This is a genomic window from Enterococcus devriesei (assembly GCF_001885905.1).
GTDB lineage: Bacteria > Bacillota > Bacilli > Lactobacillales > Enterococcaceae > Enterococcus_A > Enterococcus_A devriesei.
This window is the reverse complement of the sequence record NZ_JXKM01000001.1, coordinates 300,314-323,710: the sequence shown is the minus strand read 5'-3', so window position 1 is coordinate 323,710 and position 23,397 is coordinate 300,314. Positions and strand designations below refer to the sequence as shown.

The following is a 23,397-nucleotide window of genomic DNA, read 5'->3' as shown; positions in this document are numbered from 1 at the left end:
TTTAGTAGCTTCATTGGGAAGATGCCTAAAAAAATACTTAGATATACATTTCATTTAGACAGCACGACCTTCCTTATATACTTCCATAAATTCAGCAAGATCATTGTGTTTTATCCAAGTACAAAATTCATTAGGTTGTTTATCAAAATTATTTTCTAATCCTTTCATGTAGCAACCTAAGCATGATAAATATTTTGGACACTCTACTGAACATCCATTCTCTGTACTAGGTGGCTTTATTTTACTTAACTGGCTGTAAATGTCTTTGCTAAAAATATTTGAGAATTCTTCTTGAAAAATATTTCCAAAAATCTTGTTTTTAGGAAATATTGCACAAGGACGGATATCCCCGTTAGAACCAATAAGAAAAGAATTGATCCCAGCACCACAGTTTGATGATGCTTTTAAAAAGAATTCTGATTCAATTATAGGAATAATATCCTTAAATTTATGAACTGTATCATTTAAATATTTACGATACTTCTCTGTAGATGCAATAGCATTAGACTCGTTGAACTCTATTCCTCGACCAAAATCTTCAATAAAATTATAAACAAAGATTTCTGCACCTAATCTCTTTGATAATTCTGCTAGTTTATCAATTTCCCACATATTTTTATCGAAAATCGAGGATGCAACTCTTACATGAATACCTTCATCACTTAATTTTTTTATAGTTCTACATGTACTCTTAAAAGCTCCTTTGAATCCTCTAAAAGAATCGTGTGTTTCCTCCGAAACACTATCTAAAGAAATACTAACCACTAACTTATCTTTATTTCTTTTTAGAATTTCTAGACTTGATTTTTTTAAAATTGTTCCATTGGTCAAAACTGCAACTTGAGCAAACTCTGCAAACGCTAGTTCCAAAATTGCATCAGCATCTTTATTCATGAAAACTTCTCCACCTGTTAACTCGATAGATAAAACGTTATTTTCTTTTAATTCTTTTACTAAAGGCTCAAAACTTTCATAGTCTATTGAAGTAGTTTTATTACATGATGCATTTAAGTAGCAATGATCACAATAAAGATTGCATTTTTCAGTAATTTCGATAGTTACATGCATTGGAGATATTAAATTAGTCTCTCCAAATATCACTAGAACGTGAGGCGTTTTGCTTGGCTTTTTTTCAACAAGTATAATTTCTTTACGAATCATATCCATTATGAATTCAGTAATCCATTGACGATCATCTTCAATAAGATTATGTTTTTTTATAAATATATCTATGATCGTTTCGAATTTTTCTACTCCATTTATACTTTCAAGAATAAGTTTTCCTGTTTTGTTAACAGAAAAATAATCATATATTTTCCTTTTGTTGGAATCTTCTTTTTCGATGATTATATTGTATGCATCTTTTGTCAAAAACATTGATACCTTAGGATTAATTGCTAAATAGTTCATTCGAGACACCTCCTCTTATTAAATTACAAGTTAAATCCAACTATTACATAATACGGAGCTTATCATACTATTACTCCGTATTATGATGACACTATTATTTATAGTTAAGTAGTAATGTATTTGCTTAATTATTTTCTAACCAAATGCTGTGAAAATAGCAGATACCCCTGCAATTTCAAAATCTGGAACTGGTCCATCCGCTAAACAAGCTGCTCCAATAGCACATACTGAACAGCTTTTGTTATTTACAATCATGGCTTTTTCCATATCATTTTCACCTCCTTTTAATACTTTAAATACTTTAACCAAATGCTGTGAAAATAGCAGATACCCCTGCAATTTCAAAATCTGGAACTGGTCCATCCGCTAAACAAGCTGCTCCAATAGCACATACTGAACAGCTTTTGTTATTTACAATCATGGCTTTTTCCATATCATTTTCACCTCCTTTTAATACTTTAAATACTTTAACCAAATGCTGTGAAAATAGCAGATACCCCTGCAATTTCAAAATCTGGAACTGGTCCATCCGCTAAGCAAGCTGCTCCAATAGCACATACTGAACAGCTTTTGTTATTTACAACCATTGCTTTTTCCATTATTCTCCCCTCCTATACTATATAATTTGATACCTATAAAATAACTTTTTGTGGATAAAACATAAATTTAACTTCAAGAAAAGTCATTAAACAGGTAATTCTTAAGAGCTAGTAAAATACATTACTACTTGTTACCAATGTAACAAATTCTTCAAAAAAAAAATTGACATGTAATAATCGACAATCAAGCTGTCTTAAATAACATAAGAAAATTTGAAAACAATTAATACATAGAAACTGTTCGCATTGTAATCTATATTTCCAAAATGAAAACTAGCATGTTAAAATTATTTAAAGTGATCAACGTTATTTTCAAATTTTGTTTATCGTTACGTTTACTTTGCTGATCATGACAAATCAGACGATTTTACTATTGAAGGAGTTAAAATTGATTGTACAATATTTGATTTCTTTATGCCGTTCATAACTAATTAAAGATTGGAGCCTCAAATATGAAGACCTTAAAAATTGCAATATGTGATGACATTCCAATAGTTACTAGCTCTATTGAAAATTATCTATTAGAATATACAAGCGATAGTTTTACAATAGATTGTGATATTTTTAATCAATCAGAGCGACTCATTAACAATCTTAACAATAGTCACTATGATATTTACATTTTAGACGTCGAGATACCAACTATTAATGGTTTACAATTAGCGAAGCTTATAAGATCAACTGATGTACATGCTTTTATTATTTTTTGTACTTATTACACACAATATATGAAAGATGTTTTTGAGGTAAATACTTTTGATTATTTAATAAAACCCGTAACCAAAGAAAAGCTATTTAAAACAATTGATAGAATAACAGATTTACTTGATTCAGAAGAAGAAGAATTTTATTATAAAAAAAGAAATGAAGTAGTTTTGGTGCCTTTTAAAAACATTATTTATTTTGAAAAAAAGGGGAGATACGTTTTAATTCATACTGAAAATGGTGCAGATGAATTTATCATGTCAACAAACGATTTATTAAAAAAACTGAATGACTCTTTTGTTCAAATTCATACGTCATTTATCATTAATCTGAAATCTTTAATACGTTTATCTGGTGAAAATGTTATATTGAAATTTAGTAATCACGAATTACAAAATCATCAAATTCTTCCAATAAGTAGAAAATTCAGATCGTATGCAAGAACTGAAATACTTAGATATATGGAAAGGAAATTTTAATATGACGATATTCTTGTTAATGACTTCGACACTCATTGATATATTCTTATTTTATTTTTTTATGAAAAGATTTGCAGAATGTAAAAAGAATAAATTAATAATAGGCTTCTTCGGAATTTTCATACCAAATTTAGGAATAAATACCAGTCATTTCATTCCCTTGAGTGAATCAACTTTAACACTACTTAATTTAATATCATATATACTTTTTATAGCTTTTTTAACTTATAACATTAAATTACCAATGATTGATAAATTCTATTTTGGGGGTATTTATGTCTTAATTACTTTATTAAGTGAGAGCATTACAGCTCTGGAACTAACTCAATTACTTAATTATGATTTAGATAAAATTCCCTTAGTTATAGATGGAACAATTCCAACATTTGCTACTAAGACAGTTTTAATTATCTGTGCAATAATTCTATTAAAACAAGATTTTTTTAGAACAAGAAAAGCTTCAAAGTTAATTGTTTGTCTTGTTCCATTAACCTCATTGTTTGTATTGTCTTGTTATATGTTTTTATATTTTATAATAGAAATACCTATCGAAAATACGATTCTTACTTTATTGCTGATATTTGAGATTTCTTTTCTCAATTTAGGTTTTTTTATTCTGTATAATCGTATGAAAAAAGAAAACAGAACTGATTTAGAGTATCAAAAACTAGAATTTAACTTAATTAAGCAGAAAAAGGAACTTACTAATGCTATTGCTTCACAGGAGCAACTTCAATCTATGAGGCACGATTTCAAAAACACGGTACTTATCTTAGCAAGTCACATTGAAAATAAAAAATATACAGATGCGATGAATTTCATATCAACCATTCAATCGCAAATTTCAGAATTAGATAATAACTCGCTTGAAGTCTACACTCCAAATAAAGAATTGAATTATTTACTTTCTCATAAAATATATTTTGCAAAAAATCATGGTATAGTTACTCAAGTAAATTGTCTCATTCCTGAAGAATTAAATTTAGAAAATGACATCATTATTGTACTTTTGGGTAATTTACTTGATAATGCTATTAATGCTTGTTTAGAGATTGATAAATCTTGTTTCAAAAAAATTGATCTAAAGATTAAATATTTTGATCAAAGTTTGTTTATTAACATAAAAAATACCATTGATACTAATCATAGTGAAATTCCCAATGAAGGAATAGGAATAAAAAACATAAAAAAAACTGTCCGTGAAAATAGTGGTATTTACGAGCAATTTATCGAAAATGATTATTATTGCGTAAAAATAATTTTATGGGACTTTAATTAAAATTTCTTAACTTTTTTCAAACAAATTATACAGTAGTAAGAAAGTAACTCTATATTTCTAACTACTTATAAATAAAATAAAAATAAAGGAGATATGGAATTATGAAGAAACAAATTCTCAATTTAACAAAAAAAATAAGTTTTGCTAGTGCAGGACTGTCTGTAAACTTTACTTGTGCATTTATCTTTGGGCAAAAAAAAATTCCTAAAAATGTAAAAAAATTAAGAAAATTTTAGAATATGCAAAAATTTACTAGAATCATAGCGAACACTTTAGTCAAAGAAAAAATTATAGACTTGGATGAAGTAGATATATACATTTATGGATTAGAAACGCTTTTTCAATATCTCTTTATCGCATTTCTTATTTTAACTTTAGGTACAATTAATCATTTCCTTTTAGAAACAATACTTTTTACTATCTGTTTCCTTACCCTGAGACGATATGCTGGAGGACTACATTTAAAAAATGATCACTTTTGTATTCTCTTCTCTCTATTGCTAATTCAATTGATGATAATATTAGTCAAATCAGATGCTGTATCAATTAATATTTTAGAATTTTTAGCTTGTGTATCTTACATCTATATTTATTTATCCAATCCTGTTGATAATAAAAATAAACCATTTGATAATGAAGAGTTAGTTTACTTTAAAAACAAACTGAAATTATCACTTTACAAATACTTATTTGTTTTTCTTTTTTGTGTGATTTTTCAATTCAAATTGTTAATTATTATGTTAAGCTGGAGCATTGTTATTAATGCACTCTCACTTTCTCTTGGCAAATTTTTTCGAAATAGAAAATCTAAACTATTTTTGTGAACTAAAAATATGAGATAGAGATCATAGTGGGCCATGCTGCTAATAAGTATTTTCGAAATGGCGTCTCTTCTCTCCTTTTAAATTGTTATTCAATTAGTAAATTTACATTCCTTACCCTTATTAAATAAAAATTGATAAGCCAATGATAGTAATTGCTAAAACGGCAGTTATTATCATAATAACTGCCACTTTTACCTGCACAAAAATATCTATCAATAGAGAAATAATTTCGAATAAAAATTTTGTAGATTCACCAATTTGGGCTAATTTTTTCTATTTTCCCTCATAAATTACTTTTTTGTATTCAGAAAACAGTCTGTTGACATAAATAATCTTTATTACCCACTTTTAATTTAATAAAGCAACAAAAACCGACTATCAATTTATTAGATTGATGGTCGGTTTTTGTTGTAATTTGGTAACTTTAAAACCTCTTATTAATAAAGAGGTGATTATTTTGAATCTGTTAGAAGAAAAAAGAACCCTGATGAAGCTGCTGGTTGAATTAATGCATGAAAGAAAAGCCGTAGCCAGTCTATATGAAGCCGTTGAAAAACGATTAAATCGAATAGAAGAAATAGAAAATACTATTTCTGAAGGACATGCACTTTCTCAAACTACTATTATCCAAAGAAAGAAATTGATTACACAAAATTTAAGGATCAAAAAATAAAGCTTTCTTCTATTCCCTATGACATTATTTCTAAAGATATCTGCTACATTTTGAAATCTTCTGGCATACCAATGAATGCTTCACAAATTTATTCTGTAGTCACAAAAAATCTACATTTCAATTTAGGTTATAAAAATCTAGTAAGTAATATTTTACCAAAAATGGTAGACGATAATAACTTGCCTGTTGAAAAAGTTTATAGAGATTTTTGGCAGTATCGACATACGGAAAAAGTCACATAGATATAGGAGGTAGTTCACATGGCAAATACTCCAAGTGATAACAAACTAAAAAAATACATTCATATAGGAATACACTATCAAGCAAACAACTATTATAGAAAAAAGAGAAACTACTCTGCTAAATTACTCCTTACCGATTTTCAAGATATCACACTCGATTCTTCTTACACAGATAATTATTTTAATATTATCAATATGACATTACTTGACTTGATAAACCTTGAAACGTATTTTGAAGATGAAATGCTTATAAAAGCAATCAAACAGCTTAATACTAAAGAAAAGAGATTTCTCTTAGAAAAATATGTTGTAAAAAAAAGTGATACTGAACTTGCACAAGAAAAGGAAATATCACAGCAGGCAATTTCTATTTACAAGAAAAGGTTGCTAGAAAAGTTAAAGAAGTTAATGAAAAGATAATCTCAGATTTATTTATATACGAGCTCCTCCTTTAAAAAATTTATAAAACTTTTTAAGGGAGGAATAGAATATGGAAACTCTTACTTCTTTAGCTATTAAAGCTCAGAAAGGCGATCATGAATCAATGGTACATTTGTACCAACAGTTTCAACCTTTATTACTAAAAGAGTCTACACGTGATGGCAGGATTGATTTAGACTGCTATCAAGAGTTATCAGAGCGCTTTATCAGGTTGATAATGGATTTTGAAGTTCAATAATAAGAATATCAAGTATTTATTTACAACCCAAATTTGAATTAAACCAAAAAAATGGCTGAGAGTACAAACTCGGCCATTTTTCCATATTTAACAAATTAAATGTTGTATTTTCTTATCCAATAAACCTCTTATTAGTATATAACCAAAACTGCTCTTTGAAAATTGAATAACTTATTCAAATACATTTTGATTACAATAAGCTAGGTAAACAAATCCGCAATGACTTTGAAAAAAACGAGCGATTATTATTTGATTTACACTCTTCATTTAGGAATTTGAAGAAGCCATGATTTGTATTCACTATAATGATACTCCTACCTTGAACGCTTCACGGCATTGGGTAGCTTCTCCAAGTTTGAGTTGAGGTGAAATTCCTGTGGACTTTCCTAAGTCGTTTGAATAAGTGATAACATTCCTTAAAACAATTATCCTTTTTCTACTTAGTATAGGAAAAAGATGCTGAGCGTATTATAATTAAAGTACAGTATTTAATTCTAGCTCGCAGCATTTTGAGGCAAATACACTCTTCATAGAAGAAAGGATGACTGCTGATTTTTTTCAACGATATTACGCAAATAAATATCGAAACCAATCTATTGTGTAAAGAAAGGTAAGATCCTATGAATATGCCTGATAAAACATCACTAATTCTCGGAAGATATATTAATCAACAAACTTTGATGACGGAATTGCACATTGGTTATGACACCTTAAAAACACTTCATCTAAATGGATTAGAAGTAATTATGATTGGTCGGCAACATTTGTATGATCTTGAAGATGTTAAAAATATTTTCAATCAATTAAAAAATGATTCATCTGATTAAAGCCTCAATTATTAAAATCTTACTAAAAACAAAATACCCTAATCCAAATAATGAATTAGGAAGGAAGATTTTAATGTCTGTTTCTTTTAAGCAATACACAAAATACAATAAAAAACTCTGGAAATTCCAATGCTATCTTGGAAAGACTGAGTTTGGTGAAGAAGTCCGCACCACAAGAAGTGGCTTTCAAACAAAAAAAGATGCCCAACAAGTCTACAGACAACTACAATTAGATTTTGACAGAAATCTAATTAAAATGAATGGCAATATTACTTTTAAAGAGTTGTATGAAGAATTCATCGAGCAATATCGATTGAAAGTAAAGCCGTCTACTATCATGATCACTAGAAGAGCAATTGAAGATCATGCACTTGAATATTTTGGAGACAAAAAAATAAATGATATTTCTGTTCGATTTTGTACTCAAGTTAATCGTCGCTGGATACGAGATGGATATAAACAGGCTTACTATTTTCGGAGAGCGGTTGCTCAAATTTTTCAATATGGTATCCAACAAGAACTCATTACTGAAAACCCAATGCGAAAAACTGAGCCAATTAAACGTCAAGAAATTGATGAACATTTAGTCGCTACTGAAACAATGACAGCTTATACACCAAAAGAATTAGCGCTTTTTCTAGATTCATGCAAAAAACATGGAAATAAGAAAATCGAAACCTATTTTCGTGTCCTGTCCTATACAGGCGCTAGAAAATCAGAAATACTTGCTCTTGAATGGAATGATATTAATTTTGAAACGAATAAATTAATCATCAGTAAAACACTAGCTGAAGTCGAAAGTGATCCTACTACTAAAATAACTAAAGTAGCTAGCCAAAGTGCTAAAACAAATGCTGGAAAAAGAACCATTTCAATTGATTCAGAAACTATGACTATGTTACAGGAATGGAAAACTAGACAGCAGTTAGAGTTAACTATTTTAGGATTTAAATCTACAAGTAAGCACCAGCTTGTGTTTCCAAATAGAGAAAATATGTTTTGTCGTCCTGGTCAAGCAAACGATTGGTATGATGTCATTGCAACCAAGTACAACCTAAAACGTATTACTCTTCATGAATTCAGGAAGACGCACGTTTCTCTTTGTGCAATGGCAGATATGAATCTAGAGGATATTATGTATCGAGTTGGACATAAAGATTCTAAGATGACTCGTCAGGTTTATAACTACTTCTATCCTGAACGCGAGGAACGCAGTGCGGATCAATTTGCTAAATTTATTGAAAAAGAGAAATATCTCTTTTAACCTCCGTTGTAGTTAGTTTTGTAGTTAGTTTACTTTTCCGAAAAAAAGAAGCACCAGAAACATTGATAAATCAACATTTCTAGCGCTTAAATTAAAATTAACCTACACTGCCTTCCATCTCATACTGAATCAGACGGTTTAATTCCACGGCATATTCCATTGGTAATTCTTTTGTAAATGGTTCAACGAATCCCATCACGATCATCTCTGTTGCTTCTTGTTCAGAGATACCGCGACTCATTAGGTAATATAATTGTTCTTCTGAGATTTTTGAAACTTTGGCTTCGTGTTCCAAAGAGACATTCCCATTCAAGATTTCGTTATACGGGATCGTATCAGAACTTGATTGATCGTCCATGATGATCGTGTCGCACTCGATGTGACTGAATGAGCCTGCGCTATTACGACCAAAGCGCACGGTTCCTCGATAGTCTACCGCGCCGCCGTCTTTGGCGATGGATTTTGAAACAATTGAGCTGGAAGTATTTGGTGCATTATGGATCATGCGCGCACCGTTATCTAAGACAATGTTTTTGCCAGCTACGGCGATTGATAGCATCGTACCACGGGCGCCTTTGCCTTCCATGTAGACACTTGGATATTTCATAGTCACTTTTGATCCTAAGTTACCATCGACCCATTCCATTGTCGCGTTTTCTTGAGCTTGCCCACGTTTGGTTTCCAAACTGTACACGTTGTTCGACCAGTTTTGGATCGTCGTATAACGGCAATAGCCATCTTTTTTAACAAAAACTTCTACGACTGCGGCATGCAAACTATCTGAAGAATAGGTTGGTGCGGTACAGCCTTCAACATAATTGATGCTGGCGCCTTCGTCGACGATGATCAATGTGCGCTCAAATTGTCCGGTGTTGGCTGAGTTGATCCGGAAGTAAGACTGGATCGGAATATCCGTCTTCACACCTTTTGGCACATAGATAAAGGTTCCGCCAGACCAAGCCGCTGAATTTAGCGCAGCCAATTTGTTATCTGAGGGTGGCACCAATGTTCCGAAATATTCTTTGAACAACTCAGGATATTCTTTCAAAGCTGAATCAGTATCAGTAAAGACGATGCCTAATTTTTTGAACTCGTCTTTCATGTTGTGATAAACCACTTCGGATTCGTATTGAGCCGAAGCACCAGCTAAGTAAGCACGCTCTGCTTCTGGTATTCCTAAACGTTCAAAGGTTGTTTTGATTTCTTCTGGTACATCGTCCCAATCGCGGGCCGGTTTGTCGCTGGAACGAATGAAATAATTGATTTTATCGTAATCCAGTTCGGACAAATCAGGTCCGTAACCGGGCATTTCTAATTTTCTGAATGTTTCTAAGGACTTCAAACGAAAATCCAACATCCATTCTGGTTCTCCTTTTGCGCGGGAGATTTCGCGAATAACTTCTTCAGATAGACCTTCGCCGGTGGTAAAGACCGGTTCGATATCATCGTGGAAGCCAAATTGATATTCCTCTTGCATTTCAGGTACACTCATGTAATCCCGCTCCTAACTTCTTACTTTATATGTACTTACTTTCTTTTCAGAAAGATAAGTCTAGTATTCTTTTAATCCTTATGAAATTGTCCTTCTCTAGCTTTACCTTGTTCATTGGTCAAGGCTTTGCCTAGTGCTTTCCAAGCTAAGGTGGAACACTTGATACGAGCAGGGAATTTTGCGACACCGCTAAGCATCGCCGCATCGCCCAAAGCCTCTTCATCTTTTTCTGGGATCTCATTGCCTTGAACCATTTGGGCAAAAATTACTGCTAAATGTTCCGCTTCTGAGACAGGCTTGCCCACCACTGCGTCAGTCATCATTGACGCGCTAGCGGTTGAGATTGAACAGCCACTGCCAGAAAAAGCGATGTCTGTAATGATGTCGTCTTTTACGATTAGTTCAAGCTCGATCACATCACCACAAGTTGGATTATTCATCTCGATCGTTTGCGTGGAATCACTCAATTTTCCACGATGATGTGGATGAGAGGAATGATCCAAGATCACTTGCCGATATAAATTGTCTAATTTAGAGAGCGCCATGCTTGAAAAACTCCTTCGTCGCCTGAATTGCTTCGATCAAACGGTCTGCATCTTCTTTCGTATTGTAGAAATAGAAGCTGGCCCGCGCCGTCGCTGGCAGATTCAAATAATTCATTAATGGTTGTGCACAATGGTGGCCCGCCCGAACTGCGACACCTTCCATATCTAAAGCCGTCGCTACATCATGAGGATGGATACCGTCTAAATTAAAGGCGATCACACCCGTATGATGTTCAGGATCTTGCGGTCCGTAGGTGGTGATTCCATCTATTTCGTGTAATTTTGGTAACACATAGTCCACTAATTCTTGTTCGTATTGATGGATCTGCTCCATCCCGATCTCGTTTAAATAATCAATCGCCGCACCTAATGCGATCGCTCCAGCGATATTGGGTGTGCCGGCTTCGAATTTCCAAGGTAATTCTTTCCATGTACTATCATAAAGATTCACGAATTCGATCATTTCGCCGCCAAACTCGACAGGTTCCATTTGTTCCAGCCATTGACGCTTGCCATATAATACACCGATTCCGGTTGGTCCACACATTTTATGTCCACTAAAGGCAAAGAAATCTGCGTCCAACGCTTGGACATCTACTTTCATATGGGGAGTTGCTTGAGCGCCATCTACAATCATCACCGCGTTATTGGCATGAGCCAGCGCTGCTAATTCTTTGATTGGATTGATCACACCAAGAACATTGGAGACGTAGGCGAGTGACACAATCGCTGTTTTTTCATTGATGATTTCTTTTGCAGCAGTCATATCAAGGAAACCGTCATCCGTTAATGGGACATAACGTAATGTCGCACCCTTGCGTTGGGCTAATTGCTGCCACGGAATAATATTTGAATGGTGTTCCATGTAGGAAATAACGATCTCATCGCCTGCTTCAACAAAGGCATCGCCGTAGCTGCGAGCCAGCCAATTCAGACCAGTCGTTGTTCCACGGGTAAACAATACTTCAGCGGTTTCCTTAGCGTTGATGAATGCACGAACTTTTTCGCGACTATTTTCATAATCTGCGGTTGCCCGCTCAGCTAAAGTATGGACGCCGCGATGAACGTTGGCATTGTCGTTTTCATAGTAATGACGCAGCGCATCCAAGACTTGCGTCGGTTTTTGTGTTGTTGCTGCATTGTCTAAATAAACAAGTGGTTCATCATTTACTTCTTGGAAAAGAATCGGAAAATCTTTTCTAATCGTAGCAAAATCCCTCATTATTTACTCAACTTCCCTTCGATCGTTGCGATCAGTTGCTCTTGAGTGGCTTTGATTGGAATTGCGGTGATCACAGGTCCTAAGAATCCACGGATCACTAACCGTTCAGCCGCTGCTTTTTCTAACCCGCGACTCATTAAATAGAATAATTCGTCTGGGTCAACGCGACCAACACTGGCTGCGTGTCCGGCGGTCACTTCATTTTCATCAATCAAAAGGATCGGATTGGCATCGCCACGAGATTTTTCAGACAACATCAAGACACGACTTTCTTGTTGCGCATCAGCTCCCTTAGCACCTTTTAAAATATGCCCGATCCCGTTGAAGGTTAAGGTCGATTTTTCAAGGATGACACCGTGTTGCAAAATATGTCCGATCGTATGAGGGGCTTTATTGGTAACTCTTGTATCGATCCCTTGGATTTGTTTACCATCACTAATCGCGACGATCTTGACCTCTGAATGGGCACCTTCGCCGACTAAATCAGAATCAAAGTCAGCAACTACATTGCCATCATTCATGATCCCCAAAGCCCAATCAATCATGGAGTCCCGCATCAAGTATCCCCGACGGTTCATGTAAGTCGTAATGTTTTCACCTAAAGAATCTACTGCCGCAAATTTCACCCGCGCACCTGGCTTCGTAATGACTTCAACGACAACGTTTCCTGAAAGTTTCTTGGCGGCAGCGCCTTGTGATTCAAAGCGCTCCAAGTAAGAAAATTCACTGTTGTCTTCTGCTACGATCAATACGTGTTTGAAGAAATGTGATTCTTCATCACCATTATGGATGAATAAGCTCTCAAGTGGTTCTTCGATTACGACATTTTTTGGTACATATAAGAAGACGCCATTGTTCATAAACGCGGCATGTAAAGCAGTCAAACTATTTTCTTCCACTGGCACAGCTTTCGTCATGTAATATTCTTTGACTAACTCAGGGTGTTCTTGGATCGCTGTTACAAGATCCGTAAAAATCACACCTTGATCTGCCAATTTTGGTGAGATTTGTTCGAAAACGGTTGTTTCACCCGTTTGGACGATCATTGGATTGTCTTTCATTTGGTCGAAGCTAGGAATTGTTCCAGCCGCTGCTTGATGTTCTGGCTTGACGTTGTAAAGATTCCAACGAGCGAATTTCACCTTTTCAATGACGGGTAAAGGCAGCTCGTCGATTTTATTTAATGCGTTGATGCGTAAATCAGTCATCCATTGAGGTTCGGCCCATTCGGCTGAGAAAGCTTTGACGGCCTCAAGATATTCTGTCCATTTTTTCATCTATCTTGCCCTCCTAAACTTCTTCTTTGTAATCGATACCTAATTCAGCAGAAATCCCTGCGTAGCCTTCAGCTTCTAAACGTTTCGCAAGATCTGCATCACCAGTCAAGACTACTCGTCCATCCATCATAATGTGCACAACATCAGGTACGATATAATTCAATAGACGTTGGTAGTGAGTAATGATCAAGGCACCAAAATCATCGCCCCGCATTTCATTGATTCCTTTTGCAACGACTTTCAAGGCATCAATATCTAAACCTGAGTCGATTTCATCTAGAATCGCAAAGGTCGGTTCGATCATTAATAATTGTAAAATTTCATTGCGTTTCTTTTCTCCACCTGAGAAGCCTTCATTTAAATAGCGTTCAGCCATTTCTTCTGGCATATTCAATAATTCCATTTTTTTATCTAGCTTTTTCAAGAATTGCATCACAGAGATTTTTTCATCTTCTTCACGACGGGCATTGATTGCTGCCCGCATGAATTCGGCGTTACTGATCCCAGGAATTTCGCTTGGATATTGCATTGCTAAAAACAAGCCTAAGCGCGCGCGTTCGTCAACTTCCAAGTCTAAAATATTTTTGCCATCAAAAAGGATTTCGCCTTTAGTCACTTTATAGTTTGGATTTCCCATGATTGCGGCAGATAACGTTGATTTACCTGTCCCATTTGGTCCCATAATAGCGTGGATTTCCCCAGTCTTCATTTCCAGGTTAACGCCTTTTAAAATTTCTTTATCTTCAATGGCTACGTGTAAGTCTTTGATTTCTAAAACTGACATGAAAGTACCTCCAAATATTTTTTCTCGTTCTCACACATTTTAATCTAAATGAGAATGGAATACAAATTGATTCACCGATTTTCTTACGGAAAACTGAGGTTTATTTAGAATTATTATAATTTCGTTTTTAGATACGACAATTTAAGTTTTATTTATATATAAAAAAGAACCTGAAAAGATTTTCCTTTCAAAGCTCTTAATCGTATTAGTATAAACAAGTAATATGATGTTGTTTTAATTTATCTATTTTCTCAATAGAAAGTGGTATTTCCGTAATTAAATAATCAATTTCATGACAGGCAAGTGATTGATACATATACTTATGATCTAATTTATCTATTGTAGCCAGTACCGCTACATGATTTGCCTGTCTTCGAAAAGCTTTCTTAATTAACGCTTCTCCTTCGTGAGTTTCTGTGATTCCATGATCAAAATCCAATCCCCGACAACCTATAAAAGCTATGTCAGCATTATAAGTGAGTATATCATTGTAGGCTTTCGAGCCATTAATTGTCGCTCGTTTGGGTACAATAGATCCACCTAATATAGATACATGAGCACTAGTAAATTCGCTTAGCATAGCTGCAGTCAACACACCATTCGTAATTATTTGAAGTCCATCAAACTTACTTAGATTTTTTATTAAATGTAAGCTTGTGGTACTTGAGTCCAAAAAAATAACCATATCATCTTTGATTAGAGTACACGCCACATCTGCGATATATTGTTTATTATCTTCTTCATTTAAATGTGTAACTTTCATTAGATAAGGCACATCAATTTTTTTATTATCTACAATCATGGCCCCACCACGGGTTCGCCTAATCAATCCACTACCTTCAAGTAAAACCAAATCTCTTTTTATTGTAGCTTCACTATAGTTAACTAATTCAATTAAGTCTGTAACTGTTGCAAATTGGTTAATTTTCAAGTAATTAACAATCTGCTGTTGCCGATCTTCAACTGTAGTTAGCATTTTTATTTAGCTCCATTCCTATAAAATATTCTCACTTATACATTAACATTATTAATGGAAAAGAAGACAGCTCTTTCAAAAAATTGAAAGCCCTGTCTTTTTTATTAATATAATTCAGCTTTTCCGATTGTGTTTAGTACGCCTAATTTGTGTTTTACAACTTCTCTCACTTTGTCATTGGCTTCTGGAAAAACATCTCCTGGCTCATACATTTCTGGATTTTGACTCAATACATCACGTAGAGCATCAAAGAAAACGCTCTTTAGATCAGAACTTAAATTAACTTTTGCTACGCCATACTTAACAGCCTCACTAACCTCAGAATCAGGATTCCCTGACCCACCATGTAATACAAAAGGAATATCAATCCGTTCATTCAATTCTTTTAGCAAATCAATATTTAATTTTGGCGTCATATCTTTAGGATAAAGTCCGTGAGCAGTTCCAATTGCTACGGCAAGAGTATCAATTCCAGTTTCCTTAACAAATTCCTCTGCTTGATCAGGGTCAGTATAAATAATATTTGCCGATCCACCTTCTGCTGATCCATTATTTCCGATTGTACCTAATTCTGCTTCAACTGAAACATTTATATTGTGTGCCAGTTCAACAACTTGTTTAGTAAGGCTCATATTTTCCTCATAAGGTTTAGTAGATGCATCAATCATTACAGAAGTATATCCATTACGAATAGCTCGCATCACATCTTTAACTGATCCCCCATGATCCATGTGAATTACCACCGGGACTTTACTATTGTGTGCGTATTCTTTCGCTGCCGCTACAAATTCATCATTTAGATAAGCAATTTCATCTGGATGTATCTCCAGAATAACCGGAGCATTTTGTGATTCTACTTCCTCCATAATAGCTTTCATCATATCATAGCTACAAATGTTAAATGCAGGTACTGCAAATTTATTTTCCTTCGCAATTTTCAATAAGTCTTTCATTGTATACAACATTAAACTTCCACCTCATTAATTATTTTTTCAGATGATTCTTTTTTTATTTCAACTGTTACTGTTTTTTTCAAAACACCAACAGCTAACGCCGTTACTATAGTTCCAGCAACAATAGCTAATACGTACATTGGCAAATTATTCATGACGTTAGGAATCAGCATAACCCAAATCCCACCATGAGGAGCCATTGAGGTTACTCCTGCTGCCATAGAAATTCCTGCCGCAGTAGCAGATCCAAGCATTAAGCTAGGAATTACTCGAATCGGATCTGAAACTGCGAATGGTATAGCGCCTTCAGTAATATAAGAAGCACCTAGTATCCAGCATGATTGTCCGGAAGTTCGTTCTTCCTTAGTAAATTTATTTTTAAATAAAATGGTCGCTAATGCTAATCCCAACGGAGGAGTCATGCCAGCTGCCATACATGCAGCAATTGGTGCATTAACCCCTGCGGACATTAACCCTATTGAAAAGGTAGAAATTGATTTATTGATTGGACCACCCATATCTGCAGCCATCATAATACCAATTAACAAACCAAACATAAGTCCAGAAGTATTTCCTAATCCATTTAACCAACTCGTTAACGCCTCCAACACCCAAGCAATCGGTTTATCAATTAGAAATACCATAGCAAGCCCAATTACTAAGATTGAAACCAAAGGAACAACAATTAACTGATAGATTGCAGCAAGTTGTTTTTTAACATTAATTTTATTGGCCAACAAGTCAGTAGCATAACCAGCTAGCAACCCACCAATCATACCACCCAAAAATCCAGAACCTCCATTAGCCGCAAGTAAACCAGCAACGATCCCTGGAGCAAATCCGGCTTTACCAGCAATTGAGCTGGCAATACCCGCACCCAGTGCAGGAACCATCATTGCAAAAGCTGTCCCACCTCCAATAGTTGATAGTGCTCCTGCAAGAACGTTATAATCAGCAGACTCAGGGTCAGAAGCGGTTATCCCAAATGCGAAACTTAGAGCAATAATTATTCCACCTGCAATTACAAAAGGCAGCATATAATTTACTCCATTCATGAAATGGTTATAGATTCCTCCTTGTCGTTCTTTTGAATCATTTCCTTTATCTGCTGAGAATTCTATCGTTCCAACATTATTAAGTGCTTCTTCAATTACTTCTTCGGGCTCCTTGATTGCCCTACTTGTCGAAACTCTCTTAACTTTTTTTCCTGCAAATCGACTTGTATCAATATCTTTATCAACAGCTAAAATAATTGCATCCGCGGAATTGATTTCTTTTGCTGTAAGTACATTTTCTGTTTTTGCACCTTGAGTTTCAAATTTTGCTTCATATCCTAATTTTTTTGCAGTGACTTCCAGCTTTTCAGCAGACATATACGTATGCGCAATTCCCGTTGGACAAGCTGTAATTCCAATTATTTTCATGATGATTCCTCCTTGTTTATAATCTCAAGTATCTCGGCTGCGTTAGTAGCTGATTTCAACTGTTTTCTAAATTCTAGGTCCATTAATTTTCGTGACAATCCACTCAAAATTTCTAAATGAATTTCAGAAGCTTTTTTAGGTACTATAATAGCAAAAACGCATTCAATGGGTTTCTCATCTAATCCAACGTAATTATCCATTTTTCCTGTATGCGCGAAGCAAACTGTAGGCTTTAAGACAGCTTTACTTTTTGCATGCGGAATTCCAAATCCATCTTCAATACCAGTAGAAGTCTCTAACTCTCTTTTGTATAAATCCTTAATTACTTTTCTTGCTTTCGTAACACGCTGATTTTCTTCAAGTATCCGACCTATTTCTTCAAAAAGCTCATCTTTTGAGCTTATCGATTCATTAAAAATAATCAAATCGCTCATCATCAAATCAATCAAATTCATTGTAAAACCTACTTTCATAACTAGGTTAGCGCTTACCTTGTTTATGAGGATACTATATCATCGCTACCTATATCGTTCAACGTTTTGAACGATTTTCGGTTAAAAAGTCTTTTGTAGCTAAAAAAGCTCATATATATTGATCCAAAATGATCATTATATATGAGCTTTAGAATAATAAAAAAATCCTTAATACAGATGTATTAAGGATAAACGTTCTATTTATCGACTTGCTTCACTGAGCCGTCCCATTTCTTCAAGATCCAATCTTGAACATCTTTTTCATGTAACACTTTCACTAATTTCTCGATGCGAGGATCATCTTTATCTTCTGTTCGAACAGCAATGATATTTGCATATGGAGAAGTGTCTTTTTCAAGTAATAAGGCATCCTTCACTGGATTTAAGCCAGCACCGTAAGCAAAGTTTGCGTTGATCGCTACTAGATCGCCTTCGTCGTTGTTATAAGTCGTTGCAAGTAACGCTGGATCGATTGAGTGTTCGAATTTCAAATGCTTAGGATTCTCAGCGATATCGTCAAAGGTTGCTGTTTCTAAATCAACACCGTCTTTGATTTTTACTAAACCTGCATCTTGTAAAATCGTAATGATCCGACCCCAGTCAGATTCGGAATTTGAAGTAATGATGGTTGCCCCATCTTTTAAATCTTTGATGTCTTTGATCTTCTTAGAGTATAAGCCCATTGGTTCAATGTGAACCGCACCGACATCGGTAAACTTGTAATCATTTTCCTTCACGGCTTTGTTAAAGAATGGTTTGTGTTGGAAGTAATTGGCATCGATATCTTTATCTGCTAGTGCTTTGTTAGGCAAGACATAGTCATCAAATTTTTTGATTTCCAGATTCACGCCTTCTTTTTCAAGTAATGGCTTCACGTGCTCTAAAATTTCCGCATGGGGTGTTGGCGATGCTCCCACAACTAGCGTTTCACTTTTTTCTTTACTGCTACTGTCTGATGAACCGCTGCTGCTATTTCCGCAAGCCGCTAATCCGACTGTTAATAATGCTACTGCTGCAAAACCTAAAATTTTCTTTTTCATTATAATTTCCTCCTAGTTTTTAACGTTTATCTGTTCTCTTCGTCAAGAAATCGCCGACTCCTTGAACGATAAACACAATAATTAAAATGATGACTGTTGCCACTAACGTAACTGTATAATTTCCACGTTGATAGCCTTCTTGCCAAGCCAACGCTCCAAGCCCTCCTGCACCGATCGCACCAGCCATTGCGGTGAAGCCGATCATCGAAACCGATGTAACCGTCAACCCAGAGATCAACGCTGGTAGACTTTCTGGAATCAAGACTTTGTAAATTGTTTGGAAATAGCTGGCCCCCATCGAATCTGCCGCTTCCAAGACACCAGAATCAACTTCCCGAAACGCAATTTCTACGAGTCGGGCATAAAATGGGGCTGCTGATAAGACTAGCGCCGGAATCGCTGCTTTCGCTCCCAGCATCGTTCCTACTAACACTTTCGTGAAAGGAATGATCAGGACCATTAAGATCATAAACGGGGTGGAACGAAAGATATTACTGATAATGGAGACTAAGCCGTATAAAATACTATGGGCACCTGAATGCTTTCGTCCAAGGGAATACAGCAGTAAGCCTAGTAATAAACCTAAAACAAATACTATCACCATCGAAATGATCGTCATGAACAACGTATCATTGATTGCTTCCTTCAAGGTGTCCCATGATACTTGTTGGAAATTTAAATACGTCTCTGTAAAACTTTTATCCACGGTGCAACACCTCCACGCCAACTTGTTGAGCTTCAATAAAAGCGATCGCTTGGTCTACCTCTGCTGAATCACCAGTGAATTGGACGGTCAGTGTTCCAAAAGAACTTCCCGTAGAGCGCTCGATATTGCCATAAACGATGCTGATGTCAATTGGAAATTTACGAATCGCCTGTGAAACCACTGGCTCACCAGCATTGTTTTCTAAGAAGTGGAGCGTCGCTAACGTCCCGGTTGGATTCTCTTTGATAAACTCTGCTAACAAAGCTGATGGATCAGCTTTCGGTTCTAAATCTTGTTGAACGAAAATCTTAGTCACTTCCTGTTGTGGATGGCGGAAGACTTCGCGAACGGAACCTTCTTCGACGATTTTTCCTAATTCCATCACAGCGACCTTGTTACAAATTTTCCGGATCACATTCATTTCATGGGTGATCAGCACGATCGTCAGTCCTAATTTCTGATTGATATTCGCCAACAACTCTAAAACCTCTTCGGTTGTCTGGGGATCTAAAGCACTAGTAGCTTCATCACAAAGCAGAATATCAGGATCATTGGCTAAGGCGCGAGCAATGCCGACCCGTTGTTTTTGGCCACCGGAGAGTTGTGAAGGATACGCATCCCCCCGACCATCTAAGCCGACCAAACTTAATAATTCTTGCGCTTTTTGTTGACGCTTGTCTTTGGCTACGCCAGCCAGTTCCAACGGTAATTGAATATTTTCACTGACCGTCCGTGACCATAATAAATTGAAATGCTGAAAGATCATCCCAACTTTTTTTCGAAACGTTCTTAATGCGGGGCCTTGTAACTTGGCGACGTCCTCATTATTGACTAAGACTTGACCGCCAGTCGATGCTTCCAACCCGTTCAATAAACGAACTAAGGTACTTTTGCCTGCACCAGAATAACCGACGATGCCATATACATCTTTTGCTTCAATTGCTAAATTTACTCCATTGACTGCGTGGATTGTTCCCTTTTTGCCGGCGAAACTCTTCTCCACTTGCTTCAATTCAATCAATGCCATCTTTCTTACTCCCTTTCTGTGGAACGGTAACTTACGGATTATTTTTTTGCGACTAGAATGTGATGAATCCTGAAACAACTAGCTCAGACGGATGACTATAAATTTTTGACAAAATTTATTTTTATCTTCGTCGACATATCATTTTTCTAACCTGCTAAAGCAGGAAGAAAAACTGACAAAAAAAGCTTCCGTCCTAATAAATGTACGTTTGTACATTTAGGACGAAAGCTTTGACTTCCGTGTTACCACCTAAAATTTATTATGATTTCACAATCATAACCTCTACCAGTACTTGCCTATGGCGCATACTGAGGTGCTATAACGGGCACTCCCGTGAAGGACTTGGCACTCGCCTCGTCGATCCTGCTCAAAGACCATTTTCCATCTCACTCGCGTCACTCCTTTTCAGCATACCGGAGCTCTCTTTGTACGTTCATCAGATGTACTTTTCTTTTCATCGCTTTCTCATGTGTATGAAAGGATTATATCAGGGGATTTTTATCCTGTCAAACATCAAATGAAAATTTTCTTTATAGTTTTTCAAAATCAGCTGCGTCTACTTCTCGCAGTGAAAGAATCCAGGCATCCATTTCATCCTCAGTATTCAATGCTTTCGGATCAGCAGCTACTTTTTCGCTGATGGATGAAACGACTCCGGTTAATGGACTTTTAAATTCTTGGACCGCTTTTTCAGCTTCGATTTCCAATAACGGTTCGCCTGCTGTTACTTTTTGGCCGATCTTCGGTAACGAAATGAAGGTTACCTCGCCAAGTGTTTCAGCCATTTCTTCGGTTAAACCCATACAAAAATCTTTATCATTATGTAAAATCCACAGACCATCATTTTTTTTCAAGTAATTCATTTCTTTAAACGCCCCTTTTGCTAGTATAAAAATTTTTAATATAGCCGGTGAACATCCAGCTTCTGCTATGAGAAGCTGGCTCGGCTTTCTTCATAAGTTGATTCTTTAAAGCCATTCACAACAAATTGATCGTTGTTAATCAGCATTGGACGCTTCACCAGCATCCCGTCACTAGCTAATAGCTCACTCGCAGCTTGAATCGACAGCTCTGTCATTTTATCCTTCAATCCCAGCTCACGATACTTCATTCCGCTAGTATTGAAGAAGCGGCGAACAGGGAGCTGGCTAGTTGACAGCCACTTTTCAAACTCAGCCGCTTGCGGCGTAGCTTGAATCAAATCAATCGCTTCATAGGAAATATTTTCCTGGTCCAACCAGGCTTTGGCTTTTCGACAAGTCGAACATTTTGGATACCAATAAAATTTAAGCATGTTGTGAGCTCCTTGTTGGTTTCATTACTTGTTTACCGGCACTTTGATAACGCATTGATAAAATCAAGCCAATTCCGATCATGTTACCGAGAATAGAAGAACCACCTTGACTGATAAAAGGCAATGGGATCCCTGTTAATGGTAGCAGACCAATATTCGCTCCGATATTTTCAAAGACATGAAAGAGCATCATCATAACGATCCCTGAAGCAATATAAGCATAAAACTCATTATTCATATCAAAACATAAACGGATCATCCGGTAAATCAAAACAAAATAAACTAAGATCACAAAAGCACCGCCGACAAAACCAAAATTCTCACCAATAACGGTGAAAATCATATCCGATTCGCGCACCGGCACATAAACATGACTCACGTTATAGCCTGTCCCAAAAATACCACCAGACCCAATCGCCATCAACGCATGAGCCAATTGGAAACTAACTCCTTGAGGATCATGGAAAGGCTCTAACCAAGAATCAATCCGAGCGAATTGATAGCTCTTAAAACCCAGATTTGTTAATAACGCTCTTCCGGTATCTGTCGAAACTAAAAAGATCAGTGAGACACCTAATACCACCGCCAAAGCAATCGCTGGTAAAACGATCAGCCAAGAAATTCCCGACATCAAAAACATCCCAGCAAAAATAGCCAAGAAAACTAGCATTGTCCCAAAGTCCTTCTGTGCCAAGACCAAGCCGATCACGGGCAGTGTGACTAACAACATTTTGCCAATTAATAACGCGTCTGTCTTAATTGTGTGAAGCTTGTTGGCTACGTTATGTTTCGTAATAATCAGCGCCATCATTAAAATATAAGCAATCTTCATCAGCTCAGATGGCTGGAAGGTCAGGGTACCGAATTTGAACCAGTTTTTTGAACCGGTGGAAGCTGCCAGAACCGGATCGTAATATTTTAACAAAGCCAGCATGACAGCCAATCCAATGACATACAAAAATGGGGTCAAACGCCAAAGCATTTTCGCATCAAAATGAATGATAATAACAATTGCCAATGCTCCCACTGCGTACCACACGCCTTGCATGACGATATTGCGAAAAATATTTGGATCTCTCGGATCGTGAGATAATGCCACGTAAAGGGACAATAATCCAATCAAACATAATAGAAACACAGGTAAAATAACGCCGTAATCAATTCGGCTATCATTGTTTTTTCTTAACGTATTCATTTTTCATC

At 35.8% G+C, this 23,397-nt stretch carries 28 protein-coding genes and 1 other annotated feature; of the genes, 9 read left to right on the top strand and 19 right to left on the bottom strand.

All coding sequences use genetic code 11. The features are described from left to right. Positions 1–54 precede the first annotated feature (54 nt). The 4 genes from RV00_RS01460 to RV00_RS01445 all read right to left on the bottom strand — a co-directional run bounded on the left by RV00_RS01460 (position 55) and on the right by RV00_RS01445 (position 2,009). Entirely contained in the window at positions 55–1,410 is a 1,356-nt protein-coding gene (locus RV00_RS01460; protein WP_071860826.1) for a radical SAM/SPASM domain-containing protein, read from the bottom strand. Positions 1,411–1,545: 135 nt separating this feature from the next. Further along, positions 1,546–1,677 (bottom strand): subtilosin A family bacteriocin, encoded by a 132-nt coding sequence (locus tag RV00_RS01455; protein WP_002336257.1) that lies wholly within the window; start codon positions 1,675–1,677, stop codon positions 1,546–1,548. Between the two features lie 34 nt (positions 1,678–1,711). Then, entirely contained in the window at positions 1,712–1,843 is a 132-nt protein-coding gene (locus RV00_RS01450) for a subtilosin A family bacteriocin (protein ID WP_002336257.1), read from the bottom strand. A gap of 34 nt (positions 1,844–1,877) precedes the next feature. Further along, the gene (locus tag RV00_RS01445; RefSeq protein WP_002336256.1) at positions 1,878–2,009 is read right to left on the bottom strand and encodes a subtilosin A family bacteriocin; all 132 of its coding nucleotides are present in this window, start codon (positions 2,007–2,009) and stop codon (positions 1,878–1,880) included. A 452-nt stretch (positions 2,010–2,461) separates the two neighbouring features. Between RV00_RS01445 and RV00_RS01440 the strand changes: the two genes are divergently transcribed. The 9 genes from RV00_RS01440 (at position 2,462) to RV00_RS01405 (ending at position 8,981) form a co-directional block, all read left to right on the top strand. Continuing rightward, positions 2,462–3,193 carry a LytR/AlgR family response regulator transcription factor gene (locus RV00_RS01440; RefSeq protein WP_071860825.1) on the top strand — a complete coding sequence of 244 codons (732 nt, stop codon included), beginning with the start codon at positions 2,462–2,464 and terminating at the stop codon, positions 3,191–3,193. Between the two features lies 1 nt (position 3,194). Next, complete coding sequence (locus RV00_RS01435; protein WP_071860824.1) at positions 3,195–4,472, top strand: sensor histidine kinase; 1,278 nt, start codon at positions 3,195–3,197, stop codon at positions 4,470–4,472. Between the two features lie 101 nt (positions 4,473–4,573). Next, complete coding sequence (locus RV00_RS16080) at positions 4,574–4,708, top strand: AgrD family cyclic lactone autoinducer peptide (RefSeq protein ID WP_083571978.1); 135 nt, start codon at positions 4,574–4,576, stop codon at positions 4,706–4,708. Positions 4,709–4,711: 3 nt separating this feature from the next. Next, complete coding sequence (locus RV00_RS16860) at positions 4,712–5,296, top strand: accessory gene regulator ArgB-like protein (protein WP_071860823.1); 585 nt, start codon at positions 4,712–4,714, stop codon at positions 5,294–5,296. 457 nt (positions 5,297–5,753) lie between these two features. Next, positions 5,754–5,969: a hypothetical protein gene (locus tag RV00_RS01425; protein WP_071860822.1), complete on the top strand. Its 216-nt coding sequence runs from the start codon at positions 5,754–5,756 to the stop codon at positions 5,967–5,969. A 260-nt stretch (positions 5,970–6,229) separates the two neighbouring features. Continuing rightward, complete coding sequence (locus RV00_RS01420) at positions 6,230–6,631, top strand: hypothetical protein (RefSeq protein ID WP_071860821.1); 402 nt, start codon at positions 6,230–6,232, stop codon at positions 6,629–6,631. 70 nt (positions 6,632–6,701) lie between these two features. Continuing rightward, positions 6,702–6,890: a helix-turn-helix domain-containing protein gene (locus tag RV00_RS01415; protein WP_071860820.1), complete on the top strand. Its 189-nt coding sequence runs from the start codon at positions 6,702–6,704 to the stop codon at positions 6,888–6,890. Between the two features lie 626 nt (positions 6,891–7,516). After that, complete coding sequence (locus RV00_RS01410) at positions 7,517–7,717, top strand: hypothetical protein (protein WP_455290055.1); 201 nt, start codon at positions 7,517–7,519, stop codon at positions 7,715–7,717. 73 nt (positions 7,718–7,790) lie between these two features. After that, complete coding sequence (locus tag RV00_RS01405) at positions 7,791–8,981, top strand: site-specific integrase (RefSeq protein ID WP_071860818.1); 1,191 nt, start codon at positions 7,791–7,793, stop codon at positions 8,979–8,981. A 97-nt stretch (positions 8,982–9,078) separates the two neighbouring features. On the opposite strand, the gene sufB is transcribed toward RV00_RS01405, so the two are convergent. The 15 genes from sufB to RV00_RS01330 all read right to left on the bottom strand — a co-directional run bounded on the left by sufB (position 9,079) and on the right by RV00_RS01330 (position 23,389). Further along, positions 9,079–10,473 (bottom strand): Fe-S cluster assembly protein SufB, encoded by a 1,395-nt coding sequence (sufB, locus tag RV00_RS01400; protein ID WP_071860817.1) that lies wholly within the window; start codon positions 10,471–10,473, stop codon positions 9,079–9,081. Between the two features lie 71 nt (positions 10,474–10,544). Continuing rightward, positions 10,545–11,018, bottom strand: coding sequence for a Fe-S cluster assembly sulfur transfer protein SufU (gene sufU / locus RV00_RS01395; protein ID WP_071860816.1), 474 nt, complete (start codon positions 11,016–11,018; stop codon positions 10,545–10,547). Beyond that, positions 11,005–12,240, bottom strand: a complete 1,236-nt coding sequence (locus RV00_RS01390) for a cysteine desulfurase (RefSeq protein ID WP_071860815.1) — start codon at positions 12,238–12,240, stop codon at positions 11,005–11,007. Before RV00_RS01390 ends, sufU begins: the two co-directional genes overlap by 14 nt. Beyond that, positions 12,240–13,517, bottom strand: a complete 1,278-nt coding sequence (gene sufD / locus RV00_RS01385; protein WP_071860814.1) for a Fe-S cluster assembly protein SufD — start codon at positions 13,515–13,517, stop codon at positions 12,240–12,242. The genes RV00_RS01390 and sufD overlap by 1 nt, the downstream gene beginning before the upstream one ends. Before the next feature lie 13 nt (positions 13,518–13,530). Continuing rightward, complete coding sequence (gene sufC, locus RV00_RS01380; RefSeq protein WP_071860813.1) at positions 13,531–14,301, bottom strand: Fe-S cluster assembly ATPase SufC; 771 nt, start codon at positions 14,299–14,301, stop codon at positions 13,531–13,533. A gap of 205 nt (positions 14,302–14,506) precedes the next feature. Continuing rightward, entirely contained in the window at positions 14,507–15,277 is a 771-nt protein-coding gene (locus RV00_RS01375) for a DeoR/GlpR family DNA-binding transcription regulator (protein WP_071860812.1), read from the bottom strand. Positions 15,278–15,381: 104 nt separating this feature from the next. After that, a complete protein-coding gene (locus RV00_RS01370; protein WP_071860811.1) occupies positions 15,382–16,242 on the bottom strand; it encodes a ketose-bisphosphate aldolase in 861 nt (286 codons plus the stop codon). Next, positions 16,242–17,654, bottom strand: coding sequence for a PTS fructose transporter subunit IIC (locus RV00_RS01365; protein WP_071860810.1), 1,413 nt, complete (start codon positions 17,652–17,654; stop codon positions 16,242–16,244). The genes RV00_RS01370 and RV00_RS01365 overlap by 1 nt, the downstream gene beginning before the upstream one ends. Further along, the gene (locus RV00_RS01360) at positions 17,651–18,109 is read right to left on the bottom strand and encodes a PTS sugar transporter subunit IIA (RefSeq protein WP_071860809.1); all 459 of its coding nucleotides are present in this window, start codon (positions 18,107–18,109) and stop codon (positions 17,651–17,653) included. Before RV00_RS01360 ends, RV00_RS01365 begins: the two co-directional genes overlap by 4 nt. A 215-nt stretch (positions 18,110–18,324) precedes the next feature. Further along, the gene (locus tag RV00_RS01355) at positions 18,325–19,167 is read right to left on the bottom strand and encodes a MetQ/NlpA family ABC transporter substrate-binding protein (protein ID WP_071860808.1); all 843 of its coding nucleotides are present in this window, start codon (positions 19,165–19,167) and stop codon (positions 18,325–18,327) included. Between the two features lie 19 nt (positions 19,168–19,186). Continuing rightward, a complete protein-coding gene (locus tag RV00_RS01350) occupies positions 19,187–19,873 on the bottom strand; it encodes a methionine ABC transporter permease (RefSeq protein ID WP_071860807.1) in 687 nt (228 codons plus the stop codon). Continuing rightward, positions 19,866–20,900, bottom strand: coding sequence for a methionine ABC transporter ATP-binding protein (locus tag RV00_RS01345; protein ID WP_071860806.1), 1,035 nt, complete (start codon positions 20,898–20,900; stop codon positions 19,866–19,868). Before RV00_RS01345 ends, RV00_RS01350 begins: the two co-directional genes overlap by 8 nt. A gap of 214 nt (positions 20,901–21,114) precedes the next feature. After that, positions 21,115–21,367 (bottom strand) — a binding site (T-box leader). Between the two features lie 63 nt (positions 21,368–21,430). Then, positions 21,431–21,763 (bottom strand): glycine cleavage system H family protein, encoded by a 333-nt coding sequence (locus RV00_RS01340; RefSeq protein WP_071860805.1) that lies wholly within the window; start codon positions 21,761–21,763, stop codon positions 21,431–21,433. A gap of 65 nt (positions 21,764–21,828) precedes the next feature. Next, positions 21,829–22,194: an arsenate reductase family protein gene (locus tag RV00_RS01335; protein ID WP_071860804.1), complete on the bottom strand. Its 366-nt coding sequence runs from the start codon at positions 22,192–22,194 to the stop codon at positions 21,829–21,831. Beyond that, positions 22,187–23,389 (bottom strand): FtsW/RodA/SpoVE family cell cycle protein, encoded by a 1,203-nt coding sequence (locus RV00_RS01330; RefSeq protein WP_071860803.1) that lies wholly within the window; start codon positions 23,387–23,389, stop codon positions 22,187–22,189. The genes RV00_RS01335 and RV00_RS01330 overlap by 8 nt, the downstream gene beginning before the upstream one ends. Between the last annotated feature and the right edge of the window lie 8 nt (positions 23,390–23,397).

Bases quoted from the DNA above. Each gene is read 5' to 3' on its own strand.
- RV00_RS01455 (WP_002336257.1), bottom strand. From the start codon at position 1,677: ATGGAAAAAGCCATGATTGTAAATAACAAAAGCTGTTCAGTATGTGCT.
- RV00_RS01365 (WP_071860810.1), bottom strand. From the start codon at position 17,654: ATGAAAATAATTGGAATTACAGCTTGTCCAACGGGAATTGCGCATACG.
- sufC (WP_071860813.1), bottom strand. From the start codon at position 14,301: ATGTCAGTTTTAGAAATCAAAGACTTACACGTAGCCATTGAAGATAAA.
- RV00_RS01370 (WP_071860811.1), bottom strand. From the start codon at position 16,242: ATGTTGTATACAATGAAAGACTTATTGAAAATTGCGAAGGAAAATAAA.
- RV00_RS01445 (WP_002336256.1), bottom strand. From the start codon at position 2,009: ATGGAAAAAGCAATGGTTGTAAATAACAAAAGCTGTTCAGTATGTGCT.
- RV00_RS01335 (WP_071860804.1), bottom strand. From the start codon at position 22,194: ATGCTTAAATTTTATTGGTATCCAAAATGTTCGACTTGTCGAAAAGCC.
- RV00_RS01410 (WP_455290055.1), top strand. From the start codon at position 7,517: ATGCCTGATAAAACATCACTAATTCTCGGAAGATATATTAATCAACAA.
- RV00_RS16080 (WP_083571978.1), top strand. From the start codon at position 4,574: ATGAAGAAACAAATTCTCAATTTAACAAAAAAAATAAGTTTTGCTAGT.
- RV00_RS01355 (WP_071860808.1), bottom strand. From the start codon at position 19,167: ATGAAAAAGAAAATTTTAGGTTTTGCAGCAGTAGCATTATTAACAGTC.
- RV00_RS01360 (WP_071860809.1), bottom strand. From the start codon at position 18,109: ATGAATTTGATTGATTTGATGATGAGCGATTTGATTATTTTTAATGAA.
- RV00_RS01345 (WP_071860806.1), bottom strand. From the start codon at position 20,900: ATGGCATTGATTGAATTGAAGCAAGTGGAGAAGAGTTTCGCCGGCAAA.
- RV00_RS16860 (WP_071860823.1), top strand. From the start codon at position 4,712: ATGCAAAAATTTACTAGAATCATAGCGAACACTTTAGTCAAAGAAAAA.
- RV00_RS01435 (WP_071860824.1), top strand. From the start codon at position 3,195: ATGACGATATTCTTGTTAATGACTTCGACACTCATTGATATATTCTTA.
- sufB (WP_071860817.1), bottom strand. From the start codon at position 10,473: ATGAGTGTACCTGAAATGCAAGAGGAATATCAATTTGGCTTCCACGAT.
- RV00_RS01375 (WP_071860812.1), bottom strand. From the start codon at position 15,277: ATGCTAACTACAGTTGAAGATCGGCAACAGCAGATTGTTAATTACTTG.
- sufD (WP_071860814.1), bottom strand. From the start codon at position 13,517: ATGAAAAAATGGACAGAATATCTTGAGGCCGTCAAAGCTTTCTCAGCC.
- RV00_RS01405 (WP_071860818.1), top strand. From the start codon at position 7,791: ATGTCTGTTTCTTTTAAGCAATACACAAAATACAATAAAAAACTCTGG.
- RV00_RS01390 (WP_071860815.1), bottom strand. From the start codon at position 12,240: ATGAGGGATTTTGCTACGATTAGAAAAGATTTTCCGATTCTTTTCCAA.
- RV00_RS01415 (WP_071860820.1), top strand. From the start codon at position 6,702: ATGGAAACTCTTACTTCTTTAGCTATTAAAGCTCAGAAAGGCGATCAT.
- RV00_RS01330 (WP_071860803.1), bottom strand. From the start codon at position 23,389: ATGAATACGTTAAGAAAAAACAATGATAGCCGAATTGATTACGGCGTT.
- RV00_RS01450 (WP_002336257.1), bottom strand. From the start codon at position 1,843: ATGGAAAAAGCCATGATTGTAAATAACAAAAGCTGTTCAGTATGTGCT.
- RV00_RS01340 (WP_071860805.1), bottom strand. From the start codon at position 21,763: ATGAATTACTTGAAAAAAAATGATGGTCTGTGGATTTTACATAATGAT.
- RV00_RS01460 (WP_071860826.1), bottom strand. From the start codon at position 1,410: ATGAACTATTTAGCAATTAATCCTAAGGTATCAATGTTTTTGACAAAA.
- RV00_RS01420 (WP_071860821.1), top strand. From the start codon at position 6,230: ATGGCAAATACTCCAAGTGATAACAAACTAAAAAAATACATTCATATA.
- RV00_RS01440 (WP_071860825.1), top strand. From the start codon at position 2,462: ATGAAGACCTTAAAAATTGCAATATGTGATGACATTCCAATAGTTACT.
- sufU (WP_071860816.1), bottom strand. From the start codon at position 11,018: ATGGCGCTCTCTAAATTAGACAATTTATATCGGCAAGTGATCTTGGAT.